Origin of the sequence: Psychrobacter glacincola (assembly GCF_965118485.1) — a bacterium.
GTDB lineage: Bacteria > Pseudomonadota > Gammaproteobacteria > Pseudomonadales > Moraxellaceae > Psychrobacter > Psychrobacter glacincola_D.
Genome location: NZ_CBCPJH010000025.1, coordinates 1 through 14,781 on the forward strand (window position 1 = coordinate 1; position 14,781 = coordinate 14,781).

Genomic DNA, 14,781 nt, shown 5'->3' on the forward strand with positions numbered 1-14,781 from the left:
TTTACTTCGCACATTACTCAAATAAATCAAATACAACGCACCAGCAAATAGGGCGATAGCTGCCACGCGTTTATAATCGAGCACTATCTGCGTATTGCCAAACCAACCAAAATGATCAACCAATAGCCCCATAATGATTTGACCAGCGATAACAGCAACGATGGTTGCCGCGGTACCGAGACGCGGTACTGCGACTACGATAGCTACCATCGAAAAGTTCCCAAACAGCGAGCCTGCCAATTGCCATGTCGGCACACTAAACATCGTTTGCGCTTGTGGCGGTTCAAAAAAAACTACCAATAACAATAGAATGATAGATGCGACAACGTTGGTCAGCCATGCCGTCGTCACGACATCGGTACGCATGCTGAGCGACCCATTAATAGAAGACTGCGCGGCGATGGCCATACCGCCTAGCAGTAATAATGGGAACGAGAGTGTCAATAGCATGGCTCTATCCTTAACATAACAACATCCTTAACATAACAACATCCTTAATAAATCAGCCAAAGGGCAATCAAAATAAGCACTAATGCCATTACTCGATAGATATCAATGGCACGTCGTTCGCTACCCAAAATACCGAAATGATCGATAGCTAAGCTTGCTGTGATTTGTCCACATAAAATTCCTACCATCGTTGTACCAACGCCCACTAACGGCGTAGTTATCGTGAGCACAATGGTATAAATAAAGCCGACAAGACCACCCGTTAATAGCCAACGCGGTTGCTTAGAGAGCGTGGGTAAATAATTGCACTTGCCTACGAGTATCAGCACAATCATTGCAAGACTAAAAACGATAACCCCAATTAAAAATATAGATAAAGTCGCTGACAAGCGCCCGATACTCTCGCCCAATGGTCCTAAAAATGCTGCTTCTAATGCTAATGCCATGCCGCCCAATACCACGAATAACAACATGCCGACTTGCTTCATAGCCTACCTTTTTTACATTTTTGTCTGATTTTATGAGATAAAAGCCCGTATTGTATGGATATAGGTTAGCAGATACAATGAAGGAAGCTAAAAGCATACCTTCAATGAAACTTTATGGTGATCTTATGAGTTTTCTAGAGCTAAAAATACCACCTGTTGCGCAAGTCATCATTACCGCTGCCGCGATGGTTGGCGTATCTAAAACCATGCCAAGTTTAAAGTTTTCACTTAATGGCTCAACTGCGTTAGCCATTGGTTTAGGAGTCATAGGATTGAGTAGTGGTATTATGGGCGTGACTCAATTTAGAAAAGCTCAGACCACACCCAACCCACAAGCACTTGAAAAAGTATCTAGTTTAGTAACCAGTGGCATCTATCAATATAGTCGTAACCCTATGTATTTAGGGTTGGTGCTTATCTTATTAGGCTGGGCGCTATATCTGTCTCATTTTTTTGCATTTATTTTAATACCAATCTTTATGATGTATATGACACGCTTTCAGATTCAACCAAAAGAAAGAATGATAAAACAGAAATTTGGCAATAAATATCAAGCTTATCTAAATAAGGTACGTCGTTGGATTTGAACTACCGTACGCAAAGAGATTTATTACCGATTCATAGAGGGTTAAATCAGGGCGAGACTGTTATGGAAATGAAAAATATACCTTTTTCTACTACTGACTGGACGAAAATAGAAGCAGTAGAAAACAAAGGCGAAACAGGTACAGGGTTTTGGAAAACATGCGAATTTAATAATATTAACCTGCATATGGTTGAGTATTCGGCAGGCTACCTTGCCGATCACTGGTGCTATAAAGGACACATGTTATTTTGTATTGAAGGCGAGTTGAATACCGAATTAAAAGATGGTCGTACTTTTACTCTGACACCCGGCATGACTTATCAAGTAGCGGATGATACGATTGCTCATCGTTCGTCAACCGCAGTAGGCGCTAAGTTATTTATTGTTGATTAATGATAGAAGTAAGCACAATATAAAAATAATTAAAAACGAGCACATAATATGCAGTTAGAAATCAATGTTATCGACGCCTTCACTGATAAGGTTTTTAAAGGTAACTCAGCAGCCGTTATTATCACCGATAACTGGCTTGACGCAACATTAATGCAGTCTATTGCTTTTGAGAATAACTTATCTGAAACCGCCTTCATAGTAGCTGATGATAAAGGTGTATATCACATACGTTGGTTTTCACCGCTGACAGAAATTGATTTTTGTGGTCATGCAACCTTGGCATCGGCGTTTGTGTTATTTAAGAAGCATCCTAGTTTGACGTCTATACAGTTTTCAGCTAAAGCGGTTGGGGTTTTGACCATCGTCCAAACGAATACTGGCAAAATACAAATGGACTTTCCAAATAGGATGCCTGAGAAAGTTGATAGTATCCCTAAGAGTTTATTGGCGGGTCTTTCTATTGTGCCTGTTGAGCTCTACCGTAATTCGCAAGCATATTTTGTGATTTATAACTCCGAGTCTGAGGTGTTGAATGTGCTTCGAGATAATGAAGAGCTTAAAAAACTTGCGCCGCTTGATGTAGTAGTTACTTGCCAATCTGAATCAGATAAGTATGATTTTATTTCACGCTATTTTTGGCCAGCTAATGGTGGTGATGAAGATCCAGTAACAGGCTCTATTCATACGGGACTTGCACCATTGTGGGCAGAGCGTTTGGGTAAGAATGAATTGCTTGCGTATCAAGCCTCAAAACGCGGTGGGGTGTTGGATTGTGTGGTTAAATCAGATAGAGTGCTTATTTCTGGTAATGCTGTGCAATATATGACGGGATTTATCACGATCGAGGAGTAGTGAGTTTTGACTGAATTAAAAACGGTTGGATTGTTTGCGCTGACCGCATTGGCTGAAATTGCAGGGTGTTATCTGCCGTATCTGTGGTTACGAGAAGGCAAGTCTATTTGGCTACTCATCCCTGGAGCGTTAAGCTTAGTCGCCTTTGTCTGGTTACTATCCTTACATCCAACGGCTGCCGGTCGAGTTTATGCAGCTTATGGCGGTGTTTACATTTTAATGGCAATTTTATGGTTATGGACGGTGAACGGTATACGTCCAACTACTTGGGATATATTGGGTTCGGCGGTCGCACTATTAGGCATGGCGATTATCATGTTTGCACCGCGCAGTGCCTAGTTTAAAAACTGCCAAGCAAACTATTAGGTTCGATCAGCAGTTTGATACGCTTAATATTAGTGTTTACCTAAGATACTACCATTGTCATCTTTCTTTGATTGCTTAGCTGCCTTCTTTTCTTTGGCTGTCAAAAGTGGTTTCTTTTTGACGTTCTTCTTACTATCTTGACCTTTACTCATGGTTTTTTCCTCTTGATATGAGCCGTAATGCCTTTAAAGTCAAATTTGAATAGACTTAGAAGGTTGTATTGATGCCGCTAACGCAAATTATGCGCATTGCAACGAGTATAGGCTTAAAGCCTTATAATAGATAGCACCCGCAAAATTCATCTACGTTTCTTCTCAATACTATTTTTAGATAAGCTTACTTTTAACTCGGAATGATGTTGAGAGTTGCTTTTAAAAACGGCTTTTTAGAATTGGTTGTGGTTGATTCGCTCAATCAATATCGGTATTAATAAGTGCTTACTTACGGATACATAGCGATTTGCTATAATGAGCGTCAAGCCGATAAGTAGCTGCGGCAAACCTTTATCATATTATTATTTAGCACAACGATGCTTACTGTTTTGGTTGATTATTATGCGTATCCGTAAACTATTTAAATTTGAAAATGCTCATATTGTGCGTAATTGTAGCTCTGAGCGCTGCAAACACTCGATTCATGGTCATAGCTATCAGATAGAGTTGATACTTGAAGCGAAACGCTTAGATCATGGGCAGATGGTATATGACTTTGGCTTATTAAAATCCTCGATTAAAGACATTATCGACAGTTTTGATCATGCGATTTGTTTTTGGAGTAAAGACGATCCTGAATATATCGCTGCTTGTAAAAAATTCAGTGCGCGTTGGATAAGTTTGCCAGTATCGCCGTCGGCAGAGCAGTTCTCGCGAGTGATATTCTTTTGGGCGCAAGAGATTTTGCAACAAACTCAAATGCAAAATGGTGAAGCCGATGTTAGTGTTTACTCGGTCATTGCACACGAAACTGCGACTGGTTACGCGCAATGTTTTGCTGATGACGTGGCCAATGAGCAAATGGGTAAGCTTAATCTGGAAGAGTTTGAGTTTAGTGAGCAAGTTCGTGCTGAGTGGCACGACCCTGAGCTATATGCAAAAATGATTCGTGGTGAGAGTTTTGTTAATCCAACTGTCACTATGCAAGTACAGGCGGATTGAGCCTATGCATAACAATAAATCTATAATGAATGATAAATATCTGCAAACCTTAACACTTCATTCTGAGGACGATACGCAAGCACTGGCTAAGCAATTGGCAGCTTTACCGCTGACAGGTAGCGTGTGGCTAGCAGGGGATTTAGGAGCGGGTAAAACCACATTAACTCGCTATTGGTTGCAAGCATTGGGTCATAAAGGCGCGGTAAAAAGCCCGACTTATACCTTAGTTGAGCCTTATCATATTCAGCAAGATGACGGGTCAATCAAGCCCGTCTATCATGCTGATTTGTATCGACTTCAAGATCCAGAAGAGTTGTCTTTTATAGGTTTTGATGAGTATTTAGATGAGCCTAACGCATTGGTTATTATTGAATGGGCGAGTCGTGCGGACAGCTATTTACCGCCACCGACACTGTTTATTGACATGACGCAAGCTAATAACAGTGCTGACAAAGAAGCCCGTCGAATTGAAATAACACTGTCAAAGGTAGGCCAGATGCAAGATTTAGACTTATCTCATCTAAAGATTTAGTCGAAATAGCACTTGATCCTCTAATGTTAGTCTCTAATACTTCCAAAAATATGATATTTCTCAATGCCAGATAGTACGCCACATAGCCACACCAATACCCGCATCAAAAAACTATCGCCACTGCTCATTAATCAATTAGCAGCTGGCGAGGTAGTGACGCGTCCAGCCGCTGTGGTCAAAGAGCTGCTAGAAAATGCCATTGATGCTGGTGCGACTGATATTGAAGTACGTATTACCCAAGGTGGCATGGGGCTAATTGAGGTGGTTGATAATGGTATTGGGATTCATCCCGATGATATGGTGATGGCGATTACCCGCCACGCGACCAGCAAAGTTGCTGACGTAGCAAACTTGCATGGTATTACGACGTTGGGTTTTCGCGGGGAAGCATTAGCAGCGACAGCCGCCGTATCACGTTTAACCTTAATCAGTAGCCATGACGACACTGGCATCGGTCGTCAGCTGCAAGTCGCTGGTGTACTGGATGAGGCACCAAAGTTAATACCTGTTGTGTATCAACGTGGTACGACTATTACCGTCAAGGATTTATATTTTAACGTTCCAGCCCGCCGTGGCAATTTAAAGTCTATTGCTACCGAGTTTAATCATATCGAAACCATCGTTCGTGAGGTCGCTTTAGCGCGCGCTGATGTGGCGCTGACCCTTTTTCATGATAATAAAAAACGTCTGTCGCTATCGGTAAGTGCGTTAAATAACAATAACGGCAGTTGTCTTTCATTATCACGTTTGGAGCAAGCGACTGGGCTAGCATTGGCAGAGCAAGCAATTAAAGTTGCTGTTGATTTATCTAGCCTAACGCAGCAGCCAAATATAAACGCTCTTTCTACCTCTACTGATAATGTAGGCGCTTTCCATGTGCAACCCGCTAGGATTGGTGGCTGGTTGTGGACAAGTTACGATGCCAATCATAGCTTACCCAAGCTTATTTATGTAAATGGTCGATTGGTCAAAGAGGCTATCATTAGCAATCAGCTGCGCCAACTTGGCCAAAGTGCACAGTTAGCAGGTATTGGTTATGCGCTGTACTTTGAGCTGCCAACCGAGTGGCTCAATATCAATGTCCATCCTTCCAAGCAACGTATCAAAATCAGTCCACTGAATAATATCATGGCACATTTAAGCCATGCACTTCGGGCAAAGCTAAAATCGCTTAATACTGAAAAGATTGTTTGCCCTAAAAATACAACACCAAGCGGTCATGTTTCCACAAACCACTTTTTTAATATGTCAGATCCAATAGCGTCATCTGCCAACAATTCAGTGCGGAGTCAGCAAGTTCAAGCGCCTAAGCAAGCATATCAAATTTCAGGGAATCAGTCGTTATCTCAAAGTGCGACAGACTTTCATGTTAATAAATCTATAGAGGACAGTCGTCATTCTATTGGCAATGTCACTGTAGAGACGCTATCTTTACCAATATGCTTAGAAGTTATAAATAGTGTCGCTGGTTTGATAGTAGAGCCTTCAGTTGCACACAGGAGTGGAGATAAAACATTGTCTTGGTTACTGTTTTATCATAAAAGTCAGTATGTACTGATTGGCGCTGAGAGATGGCAGTCAGCATTAAAAGTATTGTTTGAATCCAATGTTTCTAGCGATAGCGCTTATAAAACGCCTAATGATTTGAATGGCGCTACTATTAACCAGCAGTTAGCCATGATAAGCCTGCAAATGTCCGTACAAGATGCACAAGCTTTTGTAGCAGATATTGAGGCTCTATTAAGCAAATATGCTATTCAAACGATAGAGAGCAATCGGTTAGTCACATTGATGTTATCATCTGCGTCCCTGTAGATTTGAGTAGCGGCTAGTTTGAACATAGAGTGTTTTCTATAGTGAATACATACTGTTTAGCTAGCAACCGCTTATCTTGTCACTTGTCAAAACATAACCATTAATTAAGGGCAATTATATGCGACTTCCGTCAGCTAGCTTATCTCATCACTTAAGCGCCAGTCTAGCAGACAATAGCGTGGTGTGTCTGATGGCACCAACGGCGAGTGGCAAGACTGCCTTGGCTTATGAGCTTTACGATACCGGTCGTTATGAGCTGATTTCGGTAGACTCAGCGCTCATCTATCGTGACATGAATATTGGTACCGCAAAACCAACCGCTACTGAGCTAGCGCGCTACCCACACCATTTAGTCGATATCATTGACCCTATGCAGAGCTACAGTGTTGCTGAGTTTGTCAGTGATGTCGCCCTTTTGATTGATGACTGCCATCAAAATGGCAAGATACCACTGCTGGTCGGTGGCACGATGATGTATTACATGGCATTACTTGATGGGCTCTCACCTGTGCCTGAGAGTGATGATAGTGTTCGCGCGCGCGTTGCGCAGTGGCGACAAGATGAAGGTATCAGTGCGCTCTATGATTATCTTGGTAGAGTTGATGTCAGTACCCATGAGCGCCTCAATGCCACTGATACTCAGCGTATTACTCGTGCGATTGAAGTATATTTGCAAACGAACATCCCTATCAGTGAATGGCAACGCAAGCCTAAGCAAGCAATAGCACATAACCCTAATCAACAATGGCATGCTATTTCTGTTATGCCAGATCGTCCGTGGCTGCATACGCGTATTGAGCAGCGATTAGACATTATGTGGGGTGAGGGACTAGTCGCTGAGGTTGTTAGTTTGCTTAAGCATTATCCTTTAACCCCAAACTTGCCATCAATGCGCTGCGTTGGTTATCGGCAAGTATTGGAATACTTGGTACAAATTCAGCATCCCGTCTTTGATCTACCACATCTGGATAAGGCACAGTTTTATGATGCTTTTTCTCAACCTGAATCATTAAACGCTGAACATAGTAATCAAAGTAGCAGCATTTATGATGGTAATACTGAGGCGCATGTATCGACGGCAAATGACCAAACCGAGAGGCTTGCTTGTCAGCAAATGCAAAATAAGGCATTATATGCCACAAGACAGTTGGCAAAGCGCCAGTACACGTGGCTGCGAAAGGTGATGGGACTGTCTAAGGCAGCAACATTGCCTGCAGAAGAATCACTAATACAGTCATCAATGGCAACTACGACAGCGACTACTGTATCTGGTGGTATAGCTGATTCTCAAAACTACAAGTTGATACTGCACTCATTTAGTACTATGGAGCAGGCAAGAGAATATTTGTTTTAATCCATTTTATTGATCATTTACTCCGGCTTATTGTACCATTGCTATGGTGTCGTATGAATGCACAGCATTACCGTATAATGTCATATAAAGATACGAAACTAATGACAATTAGTTTCAAAGTATAATGTAGATAACTGGTATAATTTGATTATATGAAAGTACTAACTATGGTAAGTGAAGTAGCTTTTGAGTAATGAGCACGTCATATTTAATATTAAAAGTAACTAACGCAACAACTGGTTACTTAATTTATGACAATAATGATGTATTCGAGATAAAGTAGAATAACTTAACAATCTTTAGTACCTATGTAGATACATTTTATAGATAAAATTTAGTATTGTATCTACCCTTAGCCATTATAATTGCAGTAACCTTTAAAATAATTGGCGCTAACAATAATTATATAGTATTTAGGAGAGATTTCATGTCAAAAGGACAAACTTTACAAGATCCGTTCTTGAACTCACTACGTAAAGATCGTATTCCAGTATCTATTTTTTTGGTTAATGGCATCAAGCTACAAGGTCAAATAGAGTCATTTGACCAATATGTTGTTTTGCTTAAAAATACCGTCAGTCAAATGGTATACAAACACGCCATTTCAACCGTCGTACCAGCACGTAATCCACGTAGCAGTACCACACCAGGTGTGGCGACTCAAAGCCAAGGCGCAGCTCCAATGGGCTACCAAAGTCAAGGTGGCGGTGCAAGTGGTGGTTTTGAGCGTGGCGCTAATAGTACTCCATCTACTAGCGGTGGATTTGAAGAGCGTGGCTTTGCCAATCGTAGTGGTTTTAATCGTGGGGGCTTCAGTCAAGGAAGCCAAGGACAAGAGCGTGGTTTTGAGCGTGGTAGCTTTGGTCAAGGACAAGAGCGTGGTTTTGAGCGTGGTGGTTTTGGACAAGACCGTGGTTTTGAAGCGCCGTCAGACAATGGGGGTTATGATAACAAACCCAATGATGAATCTGATGATAGCGACTCATAAAACTTTGTATTAAGACATTAAATATCATATTAAGACCTACTAGATTAGTGGGTTTTTTTATGGATATAGGTATAAATAACAAACCTATAATTCACTTGCAAGCCCCTCATACCTGTATTCTTATTACGTGTTATTAATTTTGACCATCATTATTAATATGGCTAATAGTATAGTAAAATACTCTCATCCATTAAAAATATAACCACTAAAAATATAGAGCCACGCTATGAATAATCCTGAACGCAATCTGACTCATGAGCAGTTTATTAGTAAGGCTATTGACGCTATCAATACTGAAAAAGCGGCACTTGAATTATTGACAGAGCAGATAGATGATAGGTTTGCACAGGCTTGTGATATTATTTTGGCGTGTCAGGGTCGCGTGGTCGTGACCGGTATGGGTAAGTCGGGATTGATTGGACGTAAGATAGCAGCGACATTCGCTTCTACTGGTACGCCTTCGTTCTTTATGCATCCTGGTGAAGCAGGTCATGGCGACTTAGGGATGCTCGTCAAAGGAGATGTTTTGCTTGCTATCTCTAACTCTGGCGAGTCAGATGAGATAAAGATGCTCTTGCCCGTAGTCAAACACTTAAATATTCCGCTGATTAGTATCAGTCGAGACAAGCGCGGTATGCTGCCTCATGCTGCGGATATCATCTTGACGCTTGGCAAGTCGCAAGAAGCTTGCCCGCTTAATCTTGCGCCTACATCAAGTACCACAGCGACACTGGCATTAGGCGATGCACTAGCAGTGGCTTTGGTTCATGCGCGCAATTTTACCTCAGAAGATTTTGCCTTATCGCATCCTGCGGGTGCATTGGGTCGTCAATTACTGACACGTGTGGAAGATTTGATGCATAGCAAATCAGAAAATTTGCCACTCATCAACCAGCAAGCACCGTTACAAGAAGCGTTATTTATTATGTCGGCTGGACGTTTGGGCATGACGGTAGTAACAGATGATGAGAAAAAAGTCGTGGGTATATTTACCGATGGCGACCTCAGACGAGGTCTAGAAAAAGGCATTGACTTACAGACACCGATGCGTGAGCTCATGGTAAGTAATCCTCGCCGCATCAATAAATCTATGCGCGCTTCTGATGCGCTTAGTGTGATGAATGAGAATGCGATTAGCCAGTTGCTTATTATCGATGATGAGCAGCGTTTGGAAGCCATTATTACGGTGCATGACTTACTACAAGCCGGTGTAAAGTAAGCGTTATAGTAGACTATCTATTCATAAAAGAGATGACTGATGCAAGACTTAATCAAAAAAGCCGGAAAAGTAAAACTATTGGTAATGGACGTTGATGGTATTTTATCAAACGGTCAAATTATTTATGATGCCAATGGTGTTGAGACCAAGGCGTTTTTTGTACACGACGGCGTCGGCGTGAAATCTTTAGCTCGCTATGGCATCTTGACCGCCATTATCACCGGTCGTAGCAGTCCTATGGTCGACAAACGCGCTGCCGAGATTGGCGTGGACTACATTGTTCAAGGGCGTGATGATAAGCTAGTGGCATTAAACGAGCTGTTGGCAAGCCTTAACCCTGCACTTAATATCACAGTCGATGAGTGTGCCTATATGGGCGATGATTTGCCAGATATTAAAGCCATGCAAACCGTTGGTTTTGCAGCGACTGTGCCTAACGCTCATGCGGAGGTCATCAATCGCAGCCATATGGTGACCACGCGTGCCGGCGGTACAGGTGCTGTACGTGAAGTATGTGATCTGATTTTAAAAGGTCATGGACACTATCAAGACTTTATCGCGCACTATACGCTTGATGAAGTAAAAAATCAGGATGACTTATTGTGAATACCCGTGTTTTAATAGTCATTGCCTTGATTATCGCAGCCCTTGCCGGTTGGTTTTTTAAGCAGCAGGGTGAAATTACGCCGCCCGTTAATATTGAAACCTCTGATGTTGATTATGAAGCGACAGATATCAAGGCGGTACAAACAAACGAGCAAGGCGAAACAGAGTATGAGCTGAGCGCTGAATCATTGACGCACAATCCGACAACCAATGAAGATGAGATGAAAGGCATCACCATGAATTGGGAGCCGTCAGATGAGCAGCGTTATCGTATTGAAGCGGGGACAGCAGCTATCAGTCAGCAGACAGGTGAGCTGAGCCTATCAGGTGGTTTCTCTTTAATCAGTGAAGGTAAGACCGCCAATGCTAATGTTGAGCCTATTAAAGTAACCGGAGCAACATTGAAAGGTAATACCAAGTCAGGTCAAGTGTATAGTAATGAGCCCGTAAAAGTTGAACAAGGTATGAACCGCTTTGAGGCGTCAAGCATGAAGGCCAATCTTGAAACAGGCGACTATGAATTTGGTCAAGTGGCAGTTTCTTTTACACCTGCTGATCGCCAAGATAAAGCCTTATTTTAAGCACCCTGTTATTCAAGTATTTAGCAGTAAGTTTGTAAACTCTATTACCTATTATAAAACGAGTAACATTATGACATTCAATTCTTTGCCTGCTTTACACTTGCTATCGACGCGCTCTATTCAAGTTGCACATAGCTTACGTACACTGCCAGTCGTTATGCTGCTAGCGCTGCCGTTATATAGTCACGCTTTGCCATCAGATGCCAATCAGCCTATCAAATTATTGGCGGACAAAGCCACTTATAGTGAGCGTAGCGGCATCACAAGCTACTCTGGTACCGTGGTCATTACTCAAGGTACCTTTAAAATGACCGCTGATAACATTACGGTCAATTTATCACAAGGTCGCAGTATCAACTCGGCAGTAGCAACTGGGCGTCCAGCGACTATGCAGCAAGTTGTGACGCAAGAGAAAGGTTTGGCAAAAGGTCAAGCAAATAAGATTGACTATAATGCCGTTACCGGTATCGTGACGCTAACAGGTAATGCAAAATTGGTACAAAATGGCGCAAGTTTCGCCGGTAACGTTATTCGTTACAGCTTAAAAGCGGGCGATGTGGAAGCCACTGCAGGCGGCAGTCAGCGCGTGGAATTGGTGTTCCCGCCTAACAATGGTAGCAGCCAAAGCAGTATACGTTAAGCTATATGACAAGTTATGTCATAACACCTGCAACGATATAAACAAACGACTAAAAATTTCAGTGGTTGCTATACATTTAAAAGCGACCACCTTATGAGTAAGTTATGAATGATAATAAAAATAATACCACTTTAGCAGAAAACCCAACAATAACAGCGAATGATGGTGCTGCGCCTGTTGCTCGTCTGACGATGCAAAATCTAGGTAAGCGCTACGGTAAGCGCTGGGTTGTCAAAGACGTCTCATTCTCTGTAGAGCAAGGGCAGGTCGTTGGATTATTAGGTCCAAATGGTGCAGGTAAAACGACCAGTTTTTATATGGTGGTCGGTCTTGTTAACATGGATAAAGGCCGTGTCACCTTGGGGAATATGGATTTATCTAAGTACGCTATGCATGAGCGTGCGCGTGCTGGTATTGGTTATTTACCGCAAGAAGCCTCTATTTTTCGTAAATTGTCTATTGAAGACAATATCTTGGCTATTTTGCAAACCCGTAAAGAGTTAAGCAGTAACCAGCAGCGTCAAGAACTTGAAAAACTCATTGGTGACTTTCATTTAGAGCATGTACGAAAATCATTAGGTATGAGCGTATCAGGCGGTGAGCGTCGCCGTTGTGAGATTGCTCGAGCATTGGCAGCGGATCCTAAATTTATCTTGCTAGATGAGCCTTTTGCTGGTGTAGATCCCATCTCTGTCGGTGATATCAAAGAGGTTATCTTAGCCCTTAAAAAGCGAGGTATTGGTGTATTAATCACTGACCACAACGTTCGTGAGACTCTGGCGATTTGTGAAAAAGCCTATATCGTCTCAGAAGGCGCTATCATTGCTGAAGGTACCTCAGAAGAGGTATTAGACAACGAGCTGGTGAAATCTGTCTATCTTGGTAAAGACTTTCAAGTGTAAGTTTGCTAAATCTTCCATTAAAAAATTCTTTAAGCTGGCATGAGGTTTACTCATATGTAATCTCAGTCAGCTCTTGTTATTTATTTTAATCACCTTTACATTGCTTTTACTTCCTCTATAAAATATGGCTTTTCATAGCCGCTCTTTGTTTATCTTGATATCTATACTTTAGATTTTATCTTTAAAATACGCTTATAAGCGTCCTCCTATTTTATAAACCATTCTCTTTTAACGTGAACACCTGCATAAGGCTTATACATTATGGCAAAAAATAAAACAAGCTATGTCTGTCAAGCTTGCGGCGCTCATTTTGGTAAATGGGCAGGTCAATGTAGCGACTGCGGCGAATGGAATACTTTGATTGAAGCACCCAATGTTAGCATGCCACACCACAATAAAAATACAGCAAAACCCAATGCTGGTTTTGCAAATCCCCGCAACGCAAGTGGTACTGGCACAGATGCGGGCAACTATGCAGGAACTCGCAGTGCGGTCATGCCACTCAATGCGGTCAGTATAGGCTTAGATACTCGGTTACCGACTGGTATTAGTGAGTTTGACCGTGTATTGGGCGGTGGTTTAGTCGCGGGCTCTGTAGTTCTAATTGGCGGTGACCCTGGTATTGGTAAGTCGACTATCTTGCTGCAAACCGCGACCAATATGGCAAAAGCGGATTCGCTAGCAGGTAGTGCGCTGTACGTGACGGGTGAAGAGTCATTGGCACAGGTTGCCATGCGAGCAAGACGCTTAGATTTACCTGCTGACAGACTTCGTGTACTCGCTGAGACCAATGTAGAGACTATTTGCGCGGCTTTGACGCAAGAGCAGCCTGCGATTGCCATTATTGACTCTATTCAGACTATTTATACTGATGCAATCAACTCGGCACCAGGTGGGGTTAGTCAGATTAGAGAGTCTGCTGCTATTTTAACTCGTTATGCTAAGCAAACAGGTACAGCATTATTCTTAGTAGGACATGTGACTAAAGAAGGGACGCTTGCAGGGCCACGTGTGCTTGAACATATGGTTGATACGGTTTTATATTTTGAAGGTCAGTCTGATTCGCGTTTTCGGATGATTCGTGCCGTCAAAAACCGTTTTGGCGCGGTCAATGAGCTAGGTATTTTTGGCATGACCGATATGGGACTCAAAGAAGTCGCCAATCCATCGGCAATATTTTTGAGCCGCTATGATAAGCCAGTGGCTGGTTCTGTCGTTATGGTCAGCAGAGAAGGTACAAGACCACTATTGGTAGAGGTGCAAGCTCTGGTTGATGATTCACAAGGCTCACCAAGACGCATGGCATTAGGATTAGACTTTCAGCGCTTGTCTATGCTGCTCGCTGTCATGCATCGTCATGGTGGTATCCATACCAGTGGGCAAGATGTGTATGTTAACGTCGTAGGGGGTGTTAAAGTCATAGAAACAGGGTCAGACTTGGCAGTACTACTCGCTTGTGCATCAAGCATTAGGGAAAAAGCGCTACCATCGTCATTGGCTGTCTTTGGAGAGGTGGGTTTATCGGGTGAAATTCGTCCTGTACCTAATGGTCAGGAGCGTTTAAAAGAAGCGATGAAGCATGGTTTTAAGCATGCCATTATTCCTAAAGCCAATGCTCCTGCCAAAGATGCACTGCAATTTAAAGGCATTAATGTCATCGCAGTCGAACGCCTAGACGATGCTATTGCCAGTGCATTTGAACTGTAATTTGTTGAACTAACCTTTATAAAAATAATCCTTACAAAATTAAACAATAAAAAAGCACCTAACTTATTGGTAGTTAAGTGCTTTTTTTTAAATCTAAAAATATTGATACAAAACCGTTAAAGGTTTAAACCGCAAATGGTCTAAAACG

The 14,781-nt window shown here is 42.2% G+C and carries 18 protein-coding genes; 15 read left to right on the plus strand and 3 right to left on the minus strand.

The window, feature by feature from the left end; genetic code table 11:
• Both ACMHKH_RS09980 and ACMHKH_RS09985 read right to left on the minus strand, forming a co-directional pair.
• The coding region (locus ACMHKH_RS09980) for a DMT family transporter (RefSeq protein WP_413520490.1) at positions 1–450 on the minus strand (450 nt) is incomplete at its 3' end.
• A gap of 44 nt (positions 451–494) precedes the next feature.
• Positions 495–938, minus strand: a complete 444-nt coding sequence (locus ACMHKH_RS09985) for a DMT family transporter (protein ID WP_413520491.1) — start codon at positions 936–938, stop codon at positions 495–497.
• Between the two features lie 125 nt (positions 939–1,063).
• Here ACMHKH_RS09985 and ACMHKH_RS09990 point away from each other — a divergent pair, with 125 nt between their 5' ends.
• The 4 genes from ACMHKH_RS09990 to ACMHKH_RS10005 all read left to right on the plus strand — a co-directional run bounded on the left by ACMHKH_RS09990 (position 1,064) and on the right by ACMHKH_RS10005 (position 3,108).
• Positions 1,064–1,525 carry a methyltransferase family protein gene (locus ACMHKH_RS09990; RefSeq protein WP_413520492.1) on the plus strand — a complete coding sequence of 154 codons (462 nt, stop codon included), beginning with the start codon at positions 1,064–1,066 and terminating at the stop codon, positions 1,523–1,525.
• Between the two features lie 62 nt (positions 1,526–1,587).
• Positions 1,588–1,917 (plus strand): DHCW motif cupin fold protein, encoded by a 330-nt coding sequence (locus ACMHKH_RS09995; RefSeq protein ID WP_413520493.1) that lies wholly within the window; start codon positions 1,588–1,590, stop codon positions 1,915–1,917.
• Positions 1,918–1,965: 48 nt separating this feature from the next.
• A complete protein-coding gene (locus tag ACMHKH_RS10000; RefSeq protein WP_413520494.1) occupies positions 1,966–2,769 on the plus strand; it encodes a PhzF family phenazine biosynthesis protein in 804 nt (267 codons plus the stop codon).
• Positions 2,770–2,775: 6 nt separating this feature from the next.
• A complete protein-coding gene (locus tag ACMHKH_RS10005) occupies positions 2,776–3,108 on the plus strand; it encodes a YnfA family protein (RefSeq protein ID WP_413520495.1) in 333 nt (110 codons plus the stop codon).
• Between the two features lie 56 nt (positions 3,109–3,164).
• Here ACMHKH_RS10005 and ACMHKH_RS10010 read toward each other — a convergent pair whose 3' ends face one another.
• A complete protein-coding gene (locus tag ACMHKH_RS10010; protein ID WP_020443648.1) occupies positions 3,165–3,287 on the minus strand; it encodes a hypothetical protein in 123 nt (40 codons plus the stop codon).
• Between the two features lie 402 nt (positions 3,288–3,689).
• On the opposite strand from ACMHKH_RS10010, the gene ACMHKH_RS10015 reads away from it, so the two are divergent.
• The 11 genes from ACMHKH_RS10015 to radA all read left to right on the plus strand — a co-directional run bounded on the left by ACMHKH_RS10015 (position 3,690) and on the right by radA (position 14,633).
• Positions 3,690–4,289 (plus strand): 6-pyruvoyl trahydropterin synthase family protein, encoded by a 600-nt coding sequence (locus tag ACMHKH_RS10015; protein ID WP_413520496.1) that lies wholly within the window; start codon positions 3,690–3,692, stop codon positions 4,287–4,289.
• 4 nt (positions 4,290–4,293) lie between these two features.
• Positions 4,294–4,821, plus strand: a complete 528-nt coding sequence (tsaE, locus tag ACMHKH_RS10020) for a tRNA (adenosine(37)-N6)-threonylcarbamoyltransferase complex ATPase subunit type 1 TsaE (RefSeq protein ID WP_413520497.1) — start codon at positions 4,294–4,296, stop codon at positions 4,819–4,821.
• A gap of 63 nt (positions 4,822–4,884) precedes the next feature.
• Positions 4,885–6,636: a DNA mismatch repair endonuclease MutL gene (mutL, locus tag ACMHKH_RS10025; protein ID WP_413520498.1), complete on the plus strand. Its 1,752-nt coding sequence runs from the start codon at positions 4,885–4,887 to the stop codon at positions 6,634–6,636.
• A 118-nt stretch (positions 6,637–6,754) separates the two neighbouring features.
• Positions 6,755–7,990, plus strand: coding sequence for a tRNA (adenosine(37)-N6)-dimethylallyltransferase MiaA (miaA, locus tag ACMHKH_RS10030; protein WP_413520499.1), 1,236 nt, complete (start codon positions 6,755–6,757; stop codon positions 7,988–7,990).
• Between the two features lie 427 nt (positions 7,991–8,417).
• The gene (gene hfq / locus ACMHKH_RS10035) at positions 8,418–8,978 is read left to right on the plus strand and encodes an RNA chaperone Hfq (RefSeq protein ID WP_413520500.1); all 561 of its coding nucleotides are present in this window, start codon (positions 8,418–8,420) and stop codon (positions 8,976–8,978) included.
• Positions 8,979–9,204: 226 nt separating this feature from the next.
• Positions 9,205–10,197, plus strand: a complete 993-nt coding sequence (locus ACMHKH_RS10040; protein ID WP_413520501.1) for a KpsF/GutQ family sugar-phosphate isomerase — start codon at positions 9,205–9,207, stop codon at positions 10,195–10,197.
• 39 nt (positions 10,198–10,236) lie between these two features.
• Complete coding sequence (locus tag ACMHKH_RS10045; RefSeq protein ID WP_413520502.1) at positions 10,237–10,803, plus strand: KdsC family phosphatase; 567 nt, start codon at positions 10,237–10,239, stop codon at positions 10,801–10,803.
• Positions 10,800–11,384 carry an LPS export ABC transporter periplasmic protein LptC gene (gene lptC / locus ACMHKH_RS10050; RefSeq protein ID WP_413520503.1) on the plus strand — a complete coding sequence of 195 codons (585 nt, stop codon included), beginning with the start codon at positions 10,800–10,802 and terminating at the stop codon, positions 11,382–11,384. Before ACMHKH_RS10045 ends, lptC begins: the two co-directional genes overlap by 4 nt.
• Before the next feature lie 70 nt (positions 11,385–11,454).
• Positions 11,455–12,024 carry a lipopolysaccharide transport periplasmic protein LptA gene (lptA, locus tag ACMHKH_RS10055; RefSeq protein WP_413520504.1) on the plus strand — a complete coding sequence of 190 codons (570 nt, stop codon included), beginning with the start codon at positions 11,455–11,457 and terminating at the stop codon, positions 12,022–12,024.
• Positions 12,025–12,215: 191 nt separating this feature from the next.
• Entirely contained in the window at positions 12,216–12,926 is a 711-nt protein-coding gene (gene lptB, locus ACMHKH_RS10060) for an LPS export ABC transporter ATP-binding protein (protein WP_413520530.1), read from the plus strand.
• Between the two features lie 261 nt (positions 12,927–13,187).
• On the plus strand, positions 13,188–14,633 hold the full coding sequence (gene radA, locus ACMHKH_RS10065) for a DNA repair protein RadA (protein WP_413520505.1): 1,446 nt from the start codon (positions 13,188–13,190) through the stop codon (positions 14,631–14,633).
• The last annotated feature ends 148 nt before the right edge of the window (positions 14,634–14,781 follow it).

Excerpts from the sequence above, each read along its gene's own strand:
- miaA (WP_413520499.1), top strand. The coding sequence starts at position 6,755 with ATGCGACTTCCGTCAGCTAGCTTATCTCATCACTTAAGCGCCAGTCTA.
- ACMHKH_RS10000 (WP_413520494.1), top strand. The coding sequence starts at position 1,966 with ATGCAGTTAGAAATCAATGTTATCGACGCCTTCACTGATAAGGTTTTT.
- ACMHKH_RS10045 (WP_413520502.1), top strand. The coding sequence starts at position 10,237 with ATGCAAGACTTAATCAAAAAAGCCGGAAAAGTAAAACTATTGGTAATG.
- hfq (WP_413520500.1), top strand. The coding sequence starts at position 8,418 with ATGTCAAAAGGACAAACTTTACAAGATCCGTTCTTGAACTCACTACGT.
- ACMHKH_RS10015 (WP_413520496.1), top strand. The coding sequence starts at position 3,690 with ATGCGTATCCGTAAACTATTTAAATTTGAAAATGCTCATATTGTGCGT.
- tsaE (WP_413520497.1), top strand. The coding sequence starts at position 4,294 with ATGCATAACAATAAATCTATAATGAATGATAAATATCTGCAAACCTTA.
- ACMHKH_RS10010 (WP_020443648.1), bottom strand. The coding sequence starts at position 3,287 with ATGAGTAAAGGTCAAGATAGTAAGAAGAACGTCAAAAAGAAACCACTT.
- ACMHKH_RS09985 (WP_413520491.1), bottom strand. The coding sequence starts at position 938 with ATGAAGCAAGTCGGCATGTTGTTATTCGTGGTATTGGGCGGCATGGCA.
- lptB (WP_413520530.1), top strand. The coding sequence starts at position 12,216 with ATGCAAAATCTAGGTAAGCGCTACGGTAAGCGCTGGGTTGTCAAAGAC.
- mutL (WP_413520498.1), top strand. The coding sequence starts at position 4,885 with ATGCCAGATAGTACGCCACATAGCCACACCAATACCCGCATCAAAAAA.
- ACMHKH_RS09990 (WP_413520492.1), top strand. The coding sequence starts at position 1,064 with ATGAGTTTTCTAGAGCTAAAAATACCACCTGTTGCGCAAGTCATCATT.
- radA (WP_413520505.1), top strand. The coding sequence starts at position 13,188 with ATGGCAAAAAATAAAACAAGCTATGTCTGTCAAGCTTGCGGCGCTCAT.
- ACMHKH_RS09995 (WP_413520493.1), top strand. The coding sequence starts at position 1,588 with ATGGAAATGAAAAATATACCTTTTTCTACTACTGACTGGACGAAAATA.
- ACMHKH_RS10040 (WP_413520501.1), top strand. The coding sequence starts at position 9,205 with ATGAATAATCCTGAACGCAATCTGACTCATGAGCAGTTTATTAGTAAG.
- lptA (WP_413520504.1), top strand. The coding sequence starts at position 11,455 with ATGACATTCAATTCTTTGCCTGCTTTACACTTGCTATCGACGCGCTCT.